Raw genomic sequence first — 20,027 nt, forward strand, 5'->3', positions numbered from 1 at the left:
CGCTCGTCGTACGCGACCGACAGGAACTCCTCGCCGGACTCCGCGCCTTGGCCGATGGCCGGGAGCTGCCCGAGAACTGCTGGCTTGGTGAGGCCGACGGGCGGGGCGATGTCGCGCGGCTCTTCGCCGACGACGAGCTGCGCGAGGCCGTGGGCAAGTGGCTGGAGCGCGGGAAGCTCGCCCAGGTGGCCGAGTTGTGGGTGCGGGGCGGCGCCGTCGAGTGGCGCGGGCCGCACCGCAACGGCCCGGCGCGCCGGGTGCCGCTGCCGGGCTACCCGTTCGCGAAGGACCACCACGGCATCCCTGCCACCGCCACCGTGACCACCAAGACGGTCGAGCCTGTACGCGTGCCCGTGCCCGTGCCGGTCGCCGTCGCCGAGCCCCAGGACGAACAGCGTCCCGAGCGGCTTGAGCAGGCGATGGAGGACCGGATCGCGCTGATGGCCACCGAGCTGGTCGGCGCGGGGGAGGGCGACGGTGAGGTCGACGCCAAGGAGCAGCTCGACCGCTACGGCATCGACTCGATCACGCGTACGCGGCTGAACCAGCTCCTGAGCGAGGCGTTCCCGTCGGCCTCGCGGACGCTGTTCTTCGAGTTCGCCAAGGTCGAGGGCGTGGCCGGGCAGCTCGTCGAGCAGTTCCCCGACGCGTGCAGGGCCTTTCTCGGCTGGGACGGAGCGGTGCTCACGCCCACCGCCGCCGAGCCTGCCGAACCCCTTCAGCTCGAAGCGGAAACGGTGTCCGAAGCCGAGGACGAGCTCGCCGGCGCCGTCGCCATCATCGGCATGAGCGGGTCCTTCCCGGACGCCCCCGACCAGGACAGTTACTGGCAGCTCCTCATGGACGGGCGGTCCGCCGTCACCGAGATCCCGCGTCGGCGCTGGGACTGGCGCGAACACTACGACCCGCACCCCGAGGGCGAGGACGTGGTGCGCAAGAGCCACTCCAAGTGGGGCGCCTTCCTCGACGGGTTCGACGAGTTCGACCCCGCGCTCTTCCACTTCACCGAGCAGGAGGCGCGCAACACCGACCCGCAGGTGCGGCTCTTCCTCCAGGAGTGCTGGAAGGCCCTGGAGGACGCGGGCTACGCCCCCTCGAAACTGCCCCCCACAGTGCGCGGCCGCATCGGGGTCTTCGCGGGCGGGGCGAAGCACGGCTTCACCCGGCTCGGCTCCGAGGGGCGCCTTGAGATGCCCCGCACCTCGTTCGGCGACATGGTCAACCGGGTCTCCTTCCAGTTCGACCTCGGCGGCCCGAGCAAGGCCGTGGACACCGCCTGTTCGTCCGCGCACGTGGCGCTGCACGAGGCGGTCGAGAGCCTGCGCTCCGGCCGCTGCGACCTGGCCGTCGCCGGGGCCGTGAACCTCTACCTCCACCCGTCGACGTACGTCGAACTGGCCACCGTGGGCCTGCTCTCCGACCGCTCCGACTGCGCGTCCTTCGGCTCCGAGGCCACCGGCATCGTCCCCGGCGAGGGCGTCGGCGCGGTGCTGCTCAAGCCGCTGCGGCAGGCGCTGCGCGACGGCGACCCGGTGCGCGCGGTCATCCGCGGCAGCGCCGTCAACCACAACGGCCGGACCATCGGCTTCACCAGCCCCAGCTCCCAGCGCCAGGCCGGGGTGATCCGGGAGGCGCTGCGCGACGCCGGGATCGACCCGCGCACGGTCAGCTACGTGGAGGCCACGGCCAACGGTTCGGAGATCGGCGACGCCGTCGAGATGACGGCCCTCACCCAGGCCTTCGAGGACCGGCAGGGCGTGAGCGGCCGGTTCCGGATCGGCTCCCTGAAGCCCAACATCGGGCACGGCGAGGCGTCCGCGGGCATGGCGCAGCTCTTCAAGGTCGTCCTCGCACTCCAGCACCGCACACTGCCGCCGACCAGGCTGCCCGAGGAGTTCAACCCGGCCATCGACCTCGACCGGCTCCCCTTCGAACTCTCCGATGCCCCGGTGCCGTGGGACCAGGTCGTCGTGGACGGCGTCCCCGTGCCGCGCCGCGCCGGTATCACCGGCCTCGGTGGCGGCGGCACCAACGCCCACGTCGTACTGGAGGAGGCGCCGGAGCCCGCGCCCCGCGTCCGGCCTGCCGCGCGCGGCCCGGTCCTGTTCACCCTGTCGGCGCGGACCGAGGAACGCCTCGGGGCGTACGTCGACTCCTGGCTCGACTTCCTCGTCCGGCAGCCCTCGACGGACCTCGCGGACATCGCGTACACCTTGCAGACCGGACGCGTGGACCTGACGCACCGGCTGGCGGTCGTCGCATCGGGGGCCGAGGAGCTGCGCGGCCACCTCACGCGCTGGCGCCGGGGACGCCCGTCCGACGCGGTGTTCGCGGCCACCGCGGCCCGGGTGGACGCGGCCGGACTCGACGCGGCCCTGCGCGAGCGGGACCTCGGCCGGGTGGCGGACCTGTGGGTGCGCGGCGCGGTGGTCGACTGGGCCGCGCTGTACGGAGACGGCGCGGGTACGCCCGTACGGGTGCCGGGGCTGCCCACGTACCCGTTCGAGCGACGGGTCTGCTGGGTCGAGGAGACCGCCCCCGCCGCCCCGCCCACACAGGCGCGGAGTGGGGCCCCGGAGCGGGCGACGGCCGCCGGTCACCCGCTGCTCGCCTCCGCCGTGCAACTCGCCGACGGCGGCACCGTGTTCAGCGGCGACGTCTCGCTTGCCACGCACCCCTGGATCGCGGACCACGCCGTGTCCGGCACGGTCCTCTTCCCGGGCACGGGCTTCGTGGAGATGGCGCTGCACGCCGGGCGGACCCTGGGCCTCGGGCGGCTTGAGGAACTCACCCTGGAGGCTCCGCTCACCCTCACGGAGCGGGGCGGCGCCCGGCTGCAGCTCGTCGTCCAGGCACCCGACGCGACGGGCGCCCGCGCCCTTGAGATCCACTCGCTCGCCGAGGGCGACGCCAACGACACCGAGGCGCCGGGTGGCCGGGTGTGGACCCGGCACGCCGCCGGGCTGCTCGCGGCCGGTGCGGACGACGCCGGGTTCGACCTCGCGGTGTGGCCGCCGGCCGGCGCCGAGTCCGTGCCGGTGGACGACTACTACCAGGTGATGGCCGACGCCGGGTACGCGTACGGCCCGGCGTTCCGCGGGCTGCGCGCCGTCTGGCGGCGCGGCGACGAGGTGTACGCCGAGGCCACGCTCGACGACGGCCCGGACGCGGCCCGCTACGGCCTGCACCCCGCCCTGCTCGACTCCGCCCTCCACGCCATGGGCTTCGGCGGGTTCGTCCGCGACGGCGGCGGGCTGCTGCCGTTCTCCTGGACCGGCATGCAGCTGTTCGGCGGGGGCGCCGCCACGGTGCGGGTGCGGCTGACCGGCGCCGGGACCGACGCGGTCTCGGCCGCCGTCGCCGACACCGCGGGCAGGCCCCTGGCCGTCCTCGACTCGCTCGTGCTGCGCCCACTCTCCGGTACGGCACGGCAGGCACCCGCCCGCGCTGCCCTGCCCGACGAACTGCTCCGCCTGGAGTGGACCCCGCTGACCCCCGCCGAGACGGCCCCCGGGTCATGGACCGTGGCGGGCCCCGACGAACTCGGCCTCGCCGGGGCCCTGCGCCGCGCGGGCACCGACGTGTCCGACAGCGGCGGCGCGGGCGAGACCGCCCTGGTGTCCCTCCACACCGCGCCGCCCGGCGACCTCGCGGCCGCGGTGCGGGACGCCACCGCGCGCGTACTCCACCTGGTGCAGGGGTGGCTGGCCGACGAGAGTCAGGCCGCGGCACGTTTGGCCGTCGTGTCCCGGCGGGCCGTTTCCACCCGCGTCGGCGAGGACATCGAGGACCTGGTGCACGCCCCCGTGTGGGGCCTGCTGCGGGCCGCGCAGGCGGAGAACCCCGGGCGGCTCCTCCTCGTCGACGTGGACGGCACCGACGCCTCGGCCGCCGCACTGCCCGCGGCGGTCGCCGCCGCCACCGCCGCCGGTGAGTCGCAACTCGCCCTGCGCGAAGGAGAGGCGACCGTGCCCCGGCTTGCCCGGCTCGGCTCGGACAGCGCGCTGGTCCCGCCGGGCGACGGCACCGCATGGCGACTGGACACCAGCGGCGCGGGCACCCTGGAGAACCTCGCGCTGCTGCCCTGGCCCGCGGCCGAGGCACCGCTGACCCCCGGTCAGGTGCGTATCGAGGTGCGCGCCGCAGGGCTCAACTTCCGTGACGTGCTCGGCGCGCTCGGCATGTACCCCGGGGAGCTGACGCTCGGCGCCGAGGGGGCCGGTGTGATCACCGACGTGGGCGCCGACGTGACCGGCCTCGCCGTCGGCGACCGTGTGATGGGGCTCTTCCCGAGCGGCCTCGGACCGGTCTGCGTCGCCGACGCCCACACCGTCGTACGGATGCCCGCCGACTGGACCTTCGAGCAGGCCGCCGCGGTGCCCGTCGCCTTCGCCACCGCCTACTACGGCCTGGTCGACATGGGCGGCCTGACCTCCGGCGAGTCCGTCCTCGTGCACGCCGCCGCGGGCGGCGTGGGCATGGCCGCCGTACAGCTGGCCCGGCACCTGGGCGCGGAGGTCTTCGCCACCGCGAGCGAGGGCAAGTGGGACGCGGTACGCGACCTCGGCGTGCCCGACGACCACCTCGCGTCCTCCCGTGACCTGGGCTTCGAGGAGAAGTTCCGCACCGTCACCGATGGGCGCGGCGTGGACGTCGTACTCGACTCGCTCGCCCGCGCATACGTCGACGCCTCGCTGCGGCTGCTGCCGCGCGGCGGCCGGTTCGTCGAGATGGGCAAGACCGACATCCGCGACGCGGCGCAGGTCGCGACCGCGCACTTCGCCGTCCGCTACCGGGCGTTCGACATCGTGGACGCCGGGCCGCGGCGCATCGGCGAGATCCTCGCCGAGATCGTGGACCTCTTCGAGCGGGGCGCCCTCACGCACCTGCCCCGCCGCGTCTGGGACCTGCGGCGCGCACCGGACGCCTTCCGGTTCATGAGCCGGGCCCGCCACGTCGGCAAGATCGTCCTGACGGTGCCCCGGCGCCCCGACCCCGCGCACACCGTGCTGATCACCGGCGGCACCGGAACCCTCGGCGGGATGCTCGCCCGGCACCTGGTGACCGCGCGCGGCGCCCGGCACCTGACGCTGCTCAGCCGGCGCGGTCCCGACGCGCCCGGAGCGGCCGAGCTGACCGCCGAGCTGACCGCGGCCGGTGCCCAGGTGACCGTGGTGGCCTGCGACGTCGCCGACCGGGCCCGCCTCGCGGAGGTACTCGACTCCCTCCCCGCCGAGCACCCGCTCGGCACCGTCGTCCACACGGCGGGCGACCTGGACGACGGCGTCTTCGACGCGCTGACCCCGGAGCGGCTCGCCCGGGTGCTGCGGCCCAAGGCCGAAGGCGCCCTGAACCTCCATGAGTTGACGCGGAACATGGACCTGGCCGAGTTCGTACTCTTCTCCGGGGCGGCCGGAGTGCTCGGCAACCCCGGCCAGTCCAACTACGCCGCCGCCAGCTCCTTCCTCGACGCCCTCGCCCAGCACCGCAGGGCGCGAGGGCTGCCGGGCACCTCCATGGCCTGGGGCTACTGGGAGCAGGCCACCGGCCTCACCAAGCACCTGAGCGAGGGGGACACCGGGCGGATGGCCCGCGGCGGACTGCTCCCTATCCCCTCCGCGGACGGGCTCGCCCTCTTCGACGTGGCCCGTGGCGCCGACGAACCACTCCAAGTACCGATGCGTCTCGACCTCGACGCGTTGCGCGCCCAGGCCGAGTCGGGTGACGGCCATCCGCTCCACCGCGGCCTGCTGAGCAGCGTGCCGCGGACGGTGGCGGCCACCGCCGCGCCGGACAGCCGGAGCCTCGACCGGCTCACCGACCTGCCGGACGACGAACAGCTCGCCACGCTCCTCGAACTCGTCTGCGCGCAGGTCGGATCCGTCCTCGTCACCGACCCGGCGACCATCGGCGCCGACACCGGCTTCGTCGAGCTGGGCCTCGACTCGCTGACCGCGGTGGAACTCCGCAACCGGCTGAGCCGCGCCACCGGCCTGCGGCTCCCCGTCACCCTGGTCTTCGACCACCCGGCACCGGGCGCGCTCGCCACGTATCTGCGGCGGCGGCTCACCACGGGGCGCGAGCGCGCGACCGGAACGGACGCGGCCACGGAGCCCCAAACCACCCCCTCGCAAACGACCGCGGCCTCCGCAACCGCTCCGGCCGCGCCACAGGCGACCCCTGCCCCCGCCCCTCCGGCTGCGGCCCAGGCGGGCCCTGTCCCCGCCGCTCCGGCTGCCGCTACGCAGGCCGTCTCCGCCGTCTCCGCCGCCACCGAGCCCGTCTCCGCCGCTCCGGCCTCGGCACCGGCCGCATCGCTGGCCCCCGCACCGGCCGCGCGCCCGGCCGCATCCTCGGCCTCGGCACCGGCCGCGTCGCCGTCCCTGGTACCGGCCGCGCCCCCGACCCCGACACCGGCAACCCAGCCGGCGGCCCCGCCACACCGCCTCCTCCTCGCCGAGGCCGGTCTGGAAGATCTCGGCGCCGTCCTGGAGTTCGGGTGTCGTGACGTGGGCGCGCTTATTGATCTTGCTGCCGGTCATCAGGTGCTGATCGTGCACGGTGTGACCGGTGACAAGGAGGTCGTCGACGCGGCAGAGCGGCGTATCGGTGAGATCTCCGAGGGCGGCGGGCGTGGGGCGCGAGGGCGCGTGGCCGTGTTCCATTGGAGCGGGTCGCTCGAACCGTTTCCGGGTCAGTACGACCTGGCGTACGGAATGGACAGCTGCTACCGCGTCGAGGACAAGCAGGCGCTCTTCGCCCGCCTGGACGCGGCGGTTGTGGACGGCGGGCAGGTTCTCCTCGTCGATTATCTGTGCACGTTGAGCGGTGACCTGGTCGACCCCGCCGCCGGGATCAGCGTCCCCACCGCGCGCACCTGGTCCGACGTGTTCGCCCGCAACCGCTTCGTGATCGAGGAGCAGATTCCGTACGACCCCGAGGCAGCCGATTCCCCTCTTGATCCCGATCTGGCCGAAGCGCTGCGCCACGGCTGGATCCGGCACCGCCTGTTCCGCCTGCGCAAGCAGACCTCCGCCACCGCGGAGGACCGCCTGCGGACCAACCGGGCACACCTGGCCGAGACCACCGCGCAGCCGCGCGCCACGCGGAGCTGAAGGAGAAACAGAGTCCATGTCGTCCCACGTCAAGCAGACGCTGTCGGAACTCGCGGCCCGTGTCCTCGGCGCCGCCCCCGAGCGGGTCGCCCACGCCTCCTTCCAGGACCTCGGCCTGACCCTGGCCACCACCGTGGCGCTCACCGAGGAGGTCAACGCCCGGTTCGGCACGGCACTGCCGACCAGCGCGGTCTCCGAGGCCGGTGACCTCGACCGGCTCGCCGAGCGCGTCGCCGCCCACCTCGACCGGCAGGCCCCGCCGGAGGCCGTCGCGGTCATCGGCATGCACTGCCGCACCGCCGGCGCCCAGAACCCCGACGAGCTGTGGCAGGTGATCAGCGAGGGCCAGGACCGCACCACCGAGGTCGACGACCCGGTCGCCCTCTCGCTGATCGAGGAGCACTTCCCGGACGTCGCCCCGCCCCGCTACGGCGCCATGTCCGGCAGCGAGCACTTCGACCCGGCCTTCTTCCGCATCGCCCCGCGCGAGGCCGCCGCCATGGACGCCGCCCAGCGCGTCCTGCTCGAATCCTGCTACCACGCCCTGGAGGACGCGGCCCTGGATGCCTCGGCGCTGCGCGGCCGCGCCGTGGCGACCATCGTCGGCAGCACCGGCCTCGCGCCGCAGGCGGAGTACTCCGCGCACGCCCTGATGGGCTCCGACACCAGCATCATGGCGGCCCGCCTCGCCTACCAACTCGACCTGAGCGGACCGGCGATGACGGTCGACACCGCCTGTTCGTCCTCGCTCGTCGCCGTCGACATCGCCCGCAGGCTCCTCCTCGACGGCGAGGCGGACCTCGCGCTGGCGGGCGGCGTGTACGTGGCCAACCACCCCGGCACCTTCGTCACCATGGAGGCCCTCGGCACCGTCTCGCCCGGCCGGGCCTGCCGCCCCTTCGACGCCGACGCCGACGGCATGCTCGTAGGCGAGGGCGTCGGTGTCCTCGTACTGAAGCGGCTGTCCGACGCGGTCCGCGACAACGACCGCGTCCTCGGCGTCATCCGGGGCAGCGCCACCAACCAGGACGGCCGGACCTCCGGCATCACCTCGCCCAGCTCCGCCGCGCAGAGCAGCCTCCTGCGGGACGTCTACCGGCGCGGCGGCGTCGACATGGGACGCCTGCGCTACGTCGAGGCGCACGGCACAGGCACCAGCCTCGGCGACCCCATCGAGGTGCACGGACTCACCGAGGCGTTCGCGGAGTTCACCGACCGCAAGCAGTTCTGCGCGATCGGCTCGGTCAAGGCCAACATCGGCCACACCATGGGCGCCGCCGGTGTCCTCGGCGCCATCAAGGTGCTGCTGTGCATGCGCCACGGCAAGCTCCCCCCGGCCGCGAACTTCCGCACCGAGAACAAGCACGCCGACTTCGAGGAGAGCCCGGTCTACGTCAGCCGCGAGCTCGCCGACTGGACTCCGGACGGCGCCTCCCCCCGGGTGGCCGGCGTGAGCTCCTTCGGCTACAGCGGCACCAACGCCCACGTGATCATCGAGGAGTACACCGCTCCCGGCGCTCGGGCCCGCGCCGTGCCAGGCCGCCGCCAGTTGGTGCCGCTCTCCGCGAAGAGCCAGTCTCAACTGCGGCAAAAGGCGAGTGAGTTGGCGTGCCACCTGCGTCGGGCCGAGCTCGGTGACGATGCGCTGCTCGACGTGGCGTACACGCTCCAGGTGGGCCGCGAGGCCTTCGCCGAGCGGCTCGCCGTGACCGCCGACTCGATGACCGAACTGCTCGAACGCCTCGACGCCTTCGCGGACGGCGCCACCGAGAGCCCCGGCACCCACCACGGCCGGATACCGGAGCGCCGCACCGCGGCACGCCGGGCCACCGGCCGCGACGCCGACGACCTCGCGGCGGCCTGGGTCACCGGCGCCACGGTGGAGTGGCCCCGCCTGCACACCGGCAGCGCCCCCCGCCGCGTCGCACTGCCCGGCCACCCCTTCGTACGAGACGTCTTCCCGCACGCCTGGGCGGCCGGCACCGCGCCCGGAACCACCGGCCAGGCCGACGCCCCGACGCCCCAGGACCCGGCGGCCGTGCCGTCCGTCCTCGCGGAACTCGACGCCGCCGCCGACGAGCACCTGCGGTCCGACCCGGCGGCCGGGGACCTCGAAGCGGCGCTGCGCTCCGACGTGATGGTGCGCGAACTGACCCAGGTGTGCCGGCGGATGCTCTTCGCCTCGCTGCGCCGCATGGACGTCTTCGCGACGGCGGGCGAGCGGCACACCGAGGCGGAACTCGTACGGCGGCTCGGCGTCGTCGACGAGCACGCGGCGCTCTTCCACGGGCTGCTCGGCATCCTCACCGACGGCGGATACCTGCGCGCCGACGGCGAGGACCTGATCACCACCGACCTGGTCACGGAACCGGCGCCGCTCGCGTGGGAGCAGGACCGGCTGGCGGCCCTCAAGCACGAGGTGACCGCCGACTACCCCGAGATGGACGGCTACTTCCATCTGCTGACGCTCTGCCTGGAGGAGTTCCCGGACGTCCTCACCGGCCGCAGGAAGGCGCACGAAGTGCTCTTCCCCGGCGGCTCGTTCGACGCCGTGGAGGCCGTCTACCACAGCGACGGCGACACCAACGGCCTGGTGGCCGGGCTCGTCGCCCGCTACGTGCGGGCCCGGCGCGAACGCGACCCCGACGCCACGGTCTCCGTCCTGGAGATCGGCGCGGGCACCGGCGGCACCACCGCCAAGGTGCTGCCCGCCCTGGACGGAGCGGCCGGCACGGACGGGCGACTGGCGTACGTCTACACCGACATCTCCCGCGGCTTCACGCAGTACGGGCGCAACCAGTACGGCAAGGACCACCCCTTCGTGACCTTCGCCCCGCTGGACATCGAGTCGGCGCCGACCGGGCAGGGCTTCGAGGCGGGCAGCCAGGACGTCGTCCTCGCCTGCAACGTCCTGCACGCGACCCGGCGCATCGACGACACCCTCGCCCACGCCCGGCAGCTCCTCCGCCCCGGCGGCGTCATGATCCTGCTGGAGACCACCCGGGCGCAGGACTTCTTCACCCTCACCTTCGGCCTGATGGGCGGCTGGTGGGCCTTCGAGGACGACTGCCGGCTGCCGGGCTCCCCGCTGCTCAGCGTCTCCCTGTGGCGCCAGGCCCTGGAGCGCGGCGGGTTCCGCGGGGTGCGCAGCCTCTCACCGGCTCCCGTACGCGAGGACCAGGCCTACCAGGCGATCGTCGTGGCGGAGAAGGAGGGCGCCCTGGAGGGTACGGGTACGGGTACGGGTACGGGTACGGGTACGACGGTACCGGTCAAGGCCCCCGCCCCCGCCCCCGTCGTACCCGCATCCGTCCCCGTACCCGTCTCGGTCCCGGTACCGGAAGCCGTCGCTCCCGCCGCGCCGGAACCCGACGTGTCCGAGGAGGCCGGCGGCGGCTCGCTCCAGGAACTGGTCGTCGACGCCTGGCGCGAGGTCCTCGGCGTCACCTCGGCCCGCCCCGAGGACGACTTCCAGGAGGTGGGCGGCGACTCGATCCTGGCGACCCAGATCATCTCCCGGCTCAAGAGCGGCTTCCCGTTCGAACTCGACCTCGGCGAGCTGTTCCAGGCCCGCACCCTGGCCGACATGGTGCGGCTGCTGGAGGCCGAACTCATCGAGCGCATCGACGAGCTGCCCGAGGAGACCGTGCGCACCCTGCTCGCGTGACCCGCACCCCGCCCGCGTGAGACCGGCGAGACCCAGGACGCCGCCGACGACACAGAGGAGTTCCCCGCCCCCATGTCCCCCGAAGACCTCGCCACCACGCGCAAGACGCGACTCTCCCCGCAGAAGCGGGCCCTGCTGGAGAAGCTGAGCGGCGCGGCCCGCCCGTCGGGGACCACCGGCATTCCCCGGCGCCCCGCCGACGAGCGGCCGCCGCTCTCCTTCACCCAGCGCCGGCTGTGGTTCCTGGACCAGATGGTGCCCGGCAGCGCGGCCTACAACGTCCCGATGAGCTTCCGGCTCCGCGGGCCGCTGCGCCACGACGTCCTGCGGCGCGCCGTCGACGAGATCGTCCGCCGGCACGAATCGCTGCGCACCGTCCTGCCCAGCGAGGAAGGCGAACCCTGGCAGCGGATCCTGCCGCGGGTGAACGTGCCGGTCGAGCTGGTGGACCTCAGCTCCGACCCGGGGGCGCTGGACGGCCTGGTCGACGAGGCGGCGCGGCGGCCCTTCGACCTCGCGGCCGGGCCCCTGCTGCGGGTCACCCTGTACCGCCTCGAACCGGAGCTGCACGTCGTCCTGCTCAACGCCCACCACATCGTCGTCGACGGGTGGTCGCTCGGCCTGTTCTGGCAGGAACTCCTGACGCTGTACCACGCCTTCGCGGCCGGGCGCCCCTCGCCGCTCCCCGAACTGCCCGTGCAGTACGCGGACTTCGCCGTGTGGCAGCGTGAGCACCTCAGCGGTGAGCGGCTCGAACAGCAGCTCTCGTACTGGCGCGAGCAGCTCGGCGAGGGCACCGAGCCGCTGGAGCTGCCCTTCGACCGGCCCCGCCCGCCGGTGCAGACCTTCGAGGGACGCGATCTCAGAACGGTCTTCCCCTCGGAGCTGCGCACCGAGCTGGCCCAGCTGTGCAAGCGGGAGGGCGTCAGCCTCTTCACCGTGCTGCTCGGCGCGCTGAACGTCCTGCTGCACCGCTACACCGGGCAGGAGGACATCGCGGTCGGCTCGCCCGTCACCAACCGCACCCGGCTGGACGTCGAGCAGCTGATCGGGCTGTTCGTGAACACGCTCGTCTACAAGACCCGGCTGGCCGGGGAGCCGGACTTCCGCGAGGTGCTGCGCCGGGTGCAGGACGTGGTGAACGGCGCCCACCAGTACCAGGAGGTCCCCTTCGAGGCGGTCGTCGAGGCCCTGCAGCCGGAGCGGTACCTCAGCCAGAACCCGCTGTTCCAAGTCTCCTTCAGCTACCTGCCCGCCCGCGAGCTCAGCTCCGGCGAGGAGCTGACGGTCGAGGCGATCGAGGGCATCCGCAACGACACCTCGAAGTTCGACCTGTGGATCAGCGTCGTGGACCGCGACCGGGACTTCCTGGTCGAGGTGGAGTACAACTCCGCGGTCTTCGACGAGGCGACCGTCCAGCGGCTGCTCGACGGCTACCGGGTGGTCCTGGAGGCCGTCGCCGCCGACCCGGGCCTCGGTGTCGGGGAGCTGCCGGTCATGCCCGCCGCCGACCGCGAGCGCCTGGAACGGGAGTGGAGCGGCTCGCGGACTCCCGCGCCGAGGGCCGAACCGGTCGCGCTGCTCCACGAACTGGTCCAGGAACGGGCGGCCGAGGCGCCCGGCGCCATCGCGGTCAGCCACGACGGTGCACACGTCTCCTACCGCGAGCTCGACGGCCGGGCCAACGCGCTCGCGCACCGCCTGCGCCGCCTCGGCGCGGGCCCCGGCACCCTGATCGGGCTCTGCGCCGAGCGCTCCGTCGACCTGGTCGTCGGCATCCTCGGCATCCTGAAGTCCGGCGCCGCCTACCTGCCGATCGACGCCGCCTACCCGCCGGAGCGCGTCTCCTACCTCCTGTCGGACAGCTCCGCGCCGATCCTGGTGACCCAGCCGCACCTGGTCGACGGCCTGCCCGAGCACACGGCCGAGCTGGTGGTCATCGACGGGGCGACGGACGAGCGCGCCCCCGAGCGGGCGCCCGGTGCCGGACCCGACGACCCCGCGTACGTCATCTACACCTCCGGCTCCACCGGAACCCCGAAGGGCGTCCTGGTCAGCCACGCCAACGTGCTGCGGCTCTTCTCCGTCACCAAGGAGTGGTTCGGCTTCGGGCGTTCGGACACCTGGACCCTCTTCCACGCCTTCACCTTCGACTTCTCCGTGTGGGAGCTGTGGGGCGCACTCGCGCACGGCGGGCGCCTTGTCGTGGTGCCGCACTGGGTGAGCCGTTCCCCCGAGCACTTCTACGAGCTGCTGCGGGACGAGCGGGTCACCGTGCTCAACCAGACACCGCTGGCCTTCCGCCACCTCTCGGACGTGGAGCGCGGCGCCCTGTGCCTGCGGGTGGTCGTCTTCGGCGGCGAGGAACTGGACGTGCGCGGCCTGGGCCCGTGGTTCGACCGCCATGGGGACCACTCGCCCCGACTGGTGAACATGTACGGGATCACCGAGACGACCGTCCATGTCACCTACCGCCCGGTGACCCGCGCGGACGTGGACGCCGCCGTGGTGCACAGCCCGATCGGGGTGCCCATCCCGGATCTGAAGGTGCGCGTCCTGGACGGCTACGGGCAGCCGACGCCGGTCGGCGTACGCGGCGAGCTGTACGTCGGCGGGGCCGGTGTGACCCTCGGCTATCTGAACCGTCCGGAGCTGACCGAACAGCGCTTCCTGCGCGACCCGGACGGCACCCGCTGGTACCGGAGCGGCGACCTGGTCCGCTGGACGGCCGACGGGGAACTGGAGTACCTGGGGCGCGCGGACGACCAGGTGAAGATTCGCGGCCACCGCGTCGAACTCGGCGAGATCGAGGCGGCCCTGGCCGGACACCCGGAGGTGGGCGAGGCCGTGGTGCTCGCCCGGCGGGACGCCGAGGGGACGGGCGACAGGCGTCTTGTCGCGTACGTCGTACCGGACGCCCGCGACGACGAACAGGACGCCACCGACGCCACGGCACCCCGGGGCACGGAGTGGGAGGCCGTCTTCGACCGCGTCTACGGAGAGGGCGACGAAGGACCCGCCGACTTCAAGATCACCGGTTGGGACAGCAGCTACGGCGGTGGCCCGCTGCCGGAGGGTGACATGCGCGAGTGGGTGGACACCACGGTCGAGCGCATCCTGGCCCTGCGGCCCCGGCGGGTCCTGGAGATCGGCTGCGGCACCGGCCTGCTGCTCTCCCGCGTCGCCCCGCACTGCGAGGTGTACCACGCCACCGACATCTCACGGACCGCACTGGACCACGTACGGACGCGACTGGTGGAACAGCGCGATGAGTTGCGCCACGTGGTGCTGCACAGCGGCGGCGCGGACGACCTCGCCGCCTTCCGGGACCGGCAGTTCGACCTGGTGGTCATCAACTCCGTGGTCCAGTACTTCCCCAGCGCCGGGTACTTGCGGAACGTACTCGGTGAGGCACTGCGCCGCGTGGACGACGGCGGCACCGTGTTCGTCGGAGACGTCCGCAACCTCGCCCTGCTGGAGGCCTTCCACACGGAGGTCGAACTCCACCAGGCGGGCCCCGCGCCGAGCGACGAGCGGCTGCGCACCCGCGCCCGCCGGCGCGTCGCCCAGGACCAGGAGCTGGTGCTGCACCCCGACTTCTTCCGGGCCGTACAGCAGGAGGAGCCGCGCCTGGCGGACGTACGGACCCAACTGCGTCGCGGCGAGCACGAGAACGAGATGACCCGCTACCGGTACGACGCCTTCCTGCGCGTCGGCGCCCCGGCGGCGGCCCCCGCGGCCCCCGACGACCGCATCGTGTGGGCGCGGGGCGAGGACGTGCTCGCCACGGCCGAGCAGCGGCTGCGCGCCGAGCCGGACCGGGCCCTGGCGGTCCTGGACGTGCCCAACGCGCGCCTCGCGGCGACGGCCGGGGACGGCGCGGGTGTGCAGCCGGAGCAGTGGTGGCGGCTGGCCGACCGGCTGGGCTGCTCCGTCAGCGTCGACTGGATGCCCGACCGCACCGACGGAAGCTACACGGTGCTGCTGAGATCCGAGGACGACGAGCACGACCGGGTCGCCGTGGAGACACCCGCGCCGACGGGCCGGTGGCCGCAGTACGCCACCGACCCCGTGTTCAACCAGTGGGCGCGTGCCGTGGTGCCCGAGCTGCGCGGACACCTCAAGGACCGGCTGCCCGACTACATGCTCCCGAGCGCCTACGTCCCGCTGAAGAAGTACCCGGTCAACGTGAACGGGAAGCTCGACAGGGCCGCGCTGCCGGAGCCGCCGGCCGAGACGCTCGACGAGTCCGGTGACACCACCGGGCCCCGGACACCGGTCGAGCGGATCATCGCCGAGATCTGGACCGAGGTGCTCGGCGTGGAGCCGATCGGCGCGGGCAGCAACTTCTTCCGGCTGGGAGGCGACTCCATCCACAGCATCCACGTAGTGTCCAAGGCCCGCGACCGGGGCCTTGAGCTGACCCCGCAAATGATCTTCCAGTACGATACGCTCGCGGAGATCGCCGCAGCCGCCGAGGCGAACGGCACGGCGCGTGCGCGGACCGACGCCGAGGACGAGCCCGGCGACCGGGACACCGCCGCGCGACTGGCCGAACTCCGCGCGGACCCGGACGTCGAGGACGTCTACCCGGTGGCCCCGTTCCAGGAGTGGGCCCTGCGCAGGCTGCGTACCCCCGAACCGGGAATGTTCCAGGTCCACCGGCTCACCGCGGTGCCGCTCGGGATGGCCGACAAGGACGACTTCCGCAGCTTCCTGGAGACCCAGGCCAGGACCTACCCCCCGATGCGGACCTCCTTCCGGTGGATCGGCCCCGACCGGGCCGTCCAGGTGGTCCACCGGGAACCGCGGGTCGAGCTGGACTTCGTGGACTGGCGGGGGCTCACGCCCGCCGAACAGGACGCGGCACTCGAACGTCACCTCAAGGCGGACCGGGAGCGCGGCATCGAACCCGAGGAGCCGGGCGCCATCCGCTACTTCGTCGCCGACGTCGACGACCGCACCTGCGTCATCGTGGTCAGCCTGAGCTATCTGTGCCTGGACGGCTGGAGCTTCGACATCATCGCCAACCAGGTCGACCGCGGCCTGCCCGCGCTCGCCGAGGGCAAGCCCCTCGCCCTCGAAGAGGGCCTGCCGTTCAAGGAGTTCGTGGCGGCGGTGCGCGGCGCCGACCAGCGGGCGGCCGAACGCTACTGGCAGCGCGCGCTCGGCGGCCTCCCGGGCCCCACCCGGCTCTCCGAGCGGGTGCCCGGCAACGACCTCGGCACCGAGAGCGGATTCGGACGGCAGTGGATCGCGCTGCCCGACCGGCTCGCGGCCCGGCTGCGCGCGGTGGCCCGTGAACACCGGCTGACGCTGAACGTGCTGTTCCAGGCGGGCTGGGCGGCCACCGTCGCGGCCTTCGTCGCCGACGACGGGGAGCGCGCCGACCTCACCCACGGCGTACTGTTCACCGGCCGTTCCGCGGGACCGCAGGGCGTGGGAGACATGGTCGCCCCGACCCTGAACATCCTGCCGCTGCGCACCCGCGTCGACGCCGCCGAGCGACTGCCGGAGTACCTCGCACGCGTGCGGGACGAACTGGTCGCGATGAGCGGCCACGAGAACACCCCGCTGCACCGGGCGCTGGCCTGGGCCGGACAGCCGGACGACACCCTGCCCACCGAGAGCTACGTGGTGTTCCAGAACGTCGGCCTCGACAACTCCGAGCGGTTCAGCGCGGCGTACTACATCTCACGGATGGGGTTCCCGCTGCGCCTGGACATCTTCCCGACCGAGACGGTCAAGCTCCACATGTCGTACTACCGGGAGCGGTTCACCGACGCCACGATCACACGCCTGCTCGGCTCCTTCACCTCCGTACTGGAGTCGCTCGCTGCCGAACGCCCGCTGGGCATAGGGGACTTGATGGCGGCGGCCCGCCGCGAGCGGCCCGCGCCGGAAGGCCTTCTCACCTTCCGCGAGGGCGAGTTCGTCGTCAGGGACGTCTGCGCGCTGCTCGAAGAGGACGAAGGCGCGGCGGACGTCGGAGAGGCGGCGCGGTGACGCCTCCCACCGTGTTCATGTTCTCCGGGCAGGGCTCGCAGTACCACCGGATGGGCCAGGGCCTGTACCGGGCGGAGCCGGTGTTCCGGGAGACGCTCGACCGCCTCGACGCCGTCGTCCATGCGGAACTCGGGACGTCCGTACTGGGCAGGATGTACGCCCCGGGCCGCGGGCCCGCCGAACCGTTCGAGGAGCTGGTCCTCACCCATCCCGCGATCGTGATGGTGGAGCTCGGCCTCGCCGACACCCTCGCCCGGTACGGCATCCGGCCCGACCTGCTGCTCGGCGCCAGCCTCGGCGAGTTCACCGCCTGCGTCCTCGCGGGCGCCCTCGACGCCGAGGAGTGCCTGCGGCTCCTGGTCCGCCAGGCCGCCGCGCTGCGTGACGCGCCGCGCGGCGGCATGCTCGCCGTCCTCGACGATGAGGCGCTCCACAGGGACATCCCGCTGCTGCGCGAGCGCACCGAGGTCGCCGCCCGCAACTACCCCGGCCACTTCGTCCTCTCGGGCGCGCACGACGACCTGGCCGAGGCCGAGGAGCTGCTGCGGGCCCGCAAGGTCGTGTGCCATCGCGTCCCGGTCCCGTACGCCTTCCACTCGCGCCGGATGGACGCGGCCGAGCCGCTGTTCAGGGACATCATGGCGGCGGCCGACCTGAAGCCGCCGACGATCCCCGTCGTGTCCTGCGCCACCGCGGGCGAGGTCGACCGGATCACGGTCGACCACCTGTGGCGGGCGACCAGACAGCCCATCGAGTACGCGGCGACCCTGGCCGCCCTGGAACGGCGCGGCCCCCACCGGTACCTGGACCTCGGACCGTCCGGCACCCTGCACAACTTCGCGCGGGCCGGCCTGCCCACCGGTTCGCGTTCCCGGTCGATGCCGCTGCTCAGTCCGCTGGGCGACGACACCCGCTCCCTGGCCGCCGTACGAGCCGCCACCCCCCACGCGACCCCCGTATCCAAGGACGGCGTCATGAAGGTGTACGGATTCCCGGGCCAGGGCAGCCAGGCCAAGGGCATGGGCAAGGACCTCTTCGACGAGTTTCCCGAGCAGACCGCGGCCGCGGACGCGGTCCTCGGGTACTCCATCCGAGAACTGTGCGTCGAGGACCCGCGCCGCGAACTGAAGCTCACCCAGTTCACGCAGCCCGCGCTCTACGTCGTCGGCGCGCTGGCCTGGCTGCGCGAGCGCCGCGAGAACCCCGAGCCGCCCGCCTGCCTCGTCGGCCACAGCCTCGGCGAGTACGTCGCGCTGTTCGCCGCCGGAGCTTTCGACTTCGAGACCGGGCTGCGCCTCGTCGCCCGGCGCGGCGAGCTGATGAGCCGTGCCGGGGGCGGGCGGATGGCCGCCGTGCTCGGCCGTGACCTCGCCACGGTGGAGCGGGCGCTGGCCGAGCACGGCCTGACGGACCTGGACATCGCGAACCACAACGCGCCCACCCAGTTCGTGCTCGCCGGGCCCGCCGAACGGATCGCCCTGGCCAAGCCGGTCTTCGAAGGACTCGGTGCGCACTACGTACAGCTGAACGTCAGTGCCCCCTTCCACTCCCGCTATCTGCGCGACACCGCCGACGAGTTCGGCCGCTACCTCGACCGGTTCACGCTGCGCGACCCGCAGATCCCCGTCATCGCCAACGTGCACGCCCGGCCGTACGGCCCCGGCGAGGTGAAGCGGCTCCTCGCCCGCCAGATCTCCTCCCCGGTGCGGTGGACCGACACGGTCCGCTATCTCATGGGCATGGGCATGGGCATGGGCATGGGCGTGGGCCGGGGCGACTTCGACTTCCGTGAGCTGGGCCCGGGAGCGGTGCTGCGCAAGCTCGTCACCAAGATCAGGGCCGAGGCCGAACCACTGACGCCGGAGGAGCCCGCCGCCGAGGCCGAGCCGCGGTCGCTCGTACCAGCCACGACCCCCGAGGAAGCCACAGCCCCTGAAGAGGCCACCGCGCCACGGACACGGCCCGACGCGGGCCCCGCGGCCCTCGGTGCCGACACGTTCCGCGAGCGCTACGGCCTGCGCTACGCCTACCTCGCGGGCTCCATGTACGGCGGGATCTCCGGCGCTGACCTCCTGGTGCGCCTCGCCAAGGCCGGCGGCATGGGCTTCTTCGGGACCGGCGGACTGTCCCTGGACCAGGTCGAGGCGGGCCTCGACGCCGTGCGCACCGACCTGGGGGCCGACGGGCCCTACGGCGCGAACCTGCTCCACCAGCACGCCGACCCGCGACGCGAATCGGCGCTCGTCGACCTCTTCCTGCGCAAGGGCGTCCGCACCGTCGAGGCGTCCGGCTTCCTGCGGATCACCCCCGCACTCGTCAAGTACCGGCTCGGCGGCGGCCGGTTGCTCGCCAAGGTGTCCAGCACCGACATGGCGGCCGCCTTCCTCGGGCCCGCCCCGCGCCCCGTCGTCCAGGAGCTGATCGACTCCGGGCAGGTCTCCGAGCACGACGCCGCGCGGTACGCGGACGTGCCGCTGGCCGACGACCTCTGCGTCGAGACCGGCTCCGGCTGGTACGACGCCGTCGGCACCCTCGCCACCCTGCTGCCCACAGTGATCCGCCTGCGCGACGCGGCGGCCGGGGCGGGGCCGCGGGTGCACGTCGGCGCGGCGGGCGGCATCGGCGGCCCGGAGGCGGCCGCCGCCGCGTTCCTGCTGGGCGCCGACTTCCTGCTCACCGGGTCCATCAACCAGTGCACCCCCGAGGCGGACACCAGTACGGCCGTCAAGGACCTGCTCCAGGAACTCGACGTCCACGACGTGGCCCTCGCGCCCGCCGCCGAGATGTTCGAACTCGGCGTACGCGCCCAAGTCGTCAAGCGCGGCGTGTTCCTGCCCGCGCGCGCCGGAAAGCTGCACGAGCTGTGGCGCCGCCACGACTCCCTCGACTCCATCGGCGCGCCGACCCGACGGCAGATCGAGGAGAAGTTCCTGCGCGGACCGCTGACCGGGGCCGCCACCACGGGCGGCGACCCCAAGCGGCGGATGGCCGACGCCTTCCGCACCTACCTCGACCGCGGCTTCGAGCTGGCCCGGCGGGGCGAACCGGGCGGGACCGTCGACTACTTGATCTACTGCGGGCCCGCGATGGGCGCCTTCAACTCCTGGGTGCGCGGCACCGTCCTGGAGTCCTGGCAGTCGCGCCACGTCGACGCGATCGCCGAACAGCTGATGTCCGAGACCGCCGCACTGCTGCGCGACCGCGCGGCCCGCTTCGCCGCACTCTGAGCCGAGCAGCAA

4 protein-coding genes (1 of these 4 running past the window's edge) are annotated in these 20,027 nt (G+C 73.4%); all 4 read left to right on the forward strand.

The window, feature by feature from the left end; all coding sequences use genetic code 11:
* Positions 1–7,115: the 3' portion of an SDR family NAD(P)-dependent oxidoreductase gene (locus tag ACWDVB_RS04600; protein WP_451513918.1), read on the forward strand. Its footprint begins 1,864 nt before the window's first position; 7,115 of the gene's 8,979 nt are visible here — the last part of the coding sequence; its start codon lies off the left edge, out of view; its stop codon occupies positions 7,113–7,115.
* 16 nt (positions 7,116–7,131) lie between these two features.
* Positions 7,132–10,782 carry a beta-ketoacyl synthase N-terminal-like domain-containing protein gene (locus tag ACWDVB_RS04605; protein ID WP_451513917.1) on the forward strand — a complete coding sequence of 1,217 codons (3,651 nt, stop codon included), beginning with the start codon at positions 7,132–7,134 and terminating at the stop codon, positions 10,780–10,782.
* A 72-nt stretch (positions 10,783–10,854) separates the two neighbouring features.
* Complete coding sequence (locus ACWDVB_RS04610; RefSeq protein WP_451513916.1) at positions 10,855–16,788, forward strand: amino acid adenylation domain-containing protein; 5,934 nt, start codon at positions 10,855–10,857, stop codon at positions 16,786–16,788.
* Positions 16,785–20,015 carry an ACP S-malonyltransferase gene (gene fabD, locus ACWDVB_RS04615; RefSeq protein ID WP_451513915.1) on the forward strand — a complete coding sequence of 1,077 codons (3,231 nt, stop codon included), beginning with the start codon at positions 16,785–16,787 and terminating at the stop codon, positions 20,013–20,015. Before ACWDVB_RS04610 ends, fabD begins: the two co-directional genes overlap by 4 nt.
* Positions 20,016–20,027: the final 12 nt, after the last annotated feature.

It is taken from the genome of Streptomyces sp. NPDC003379 (assembly GCF_053589195.1).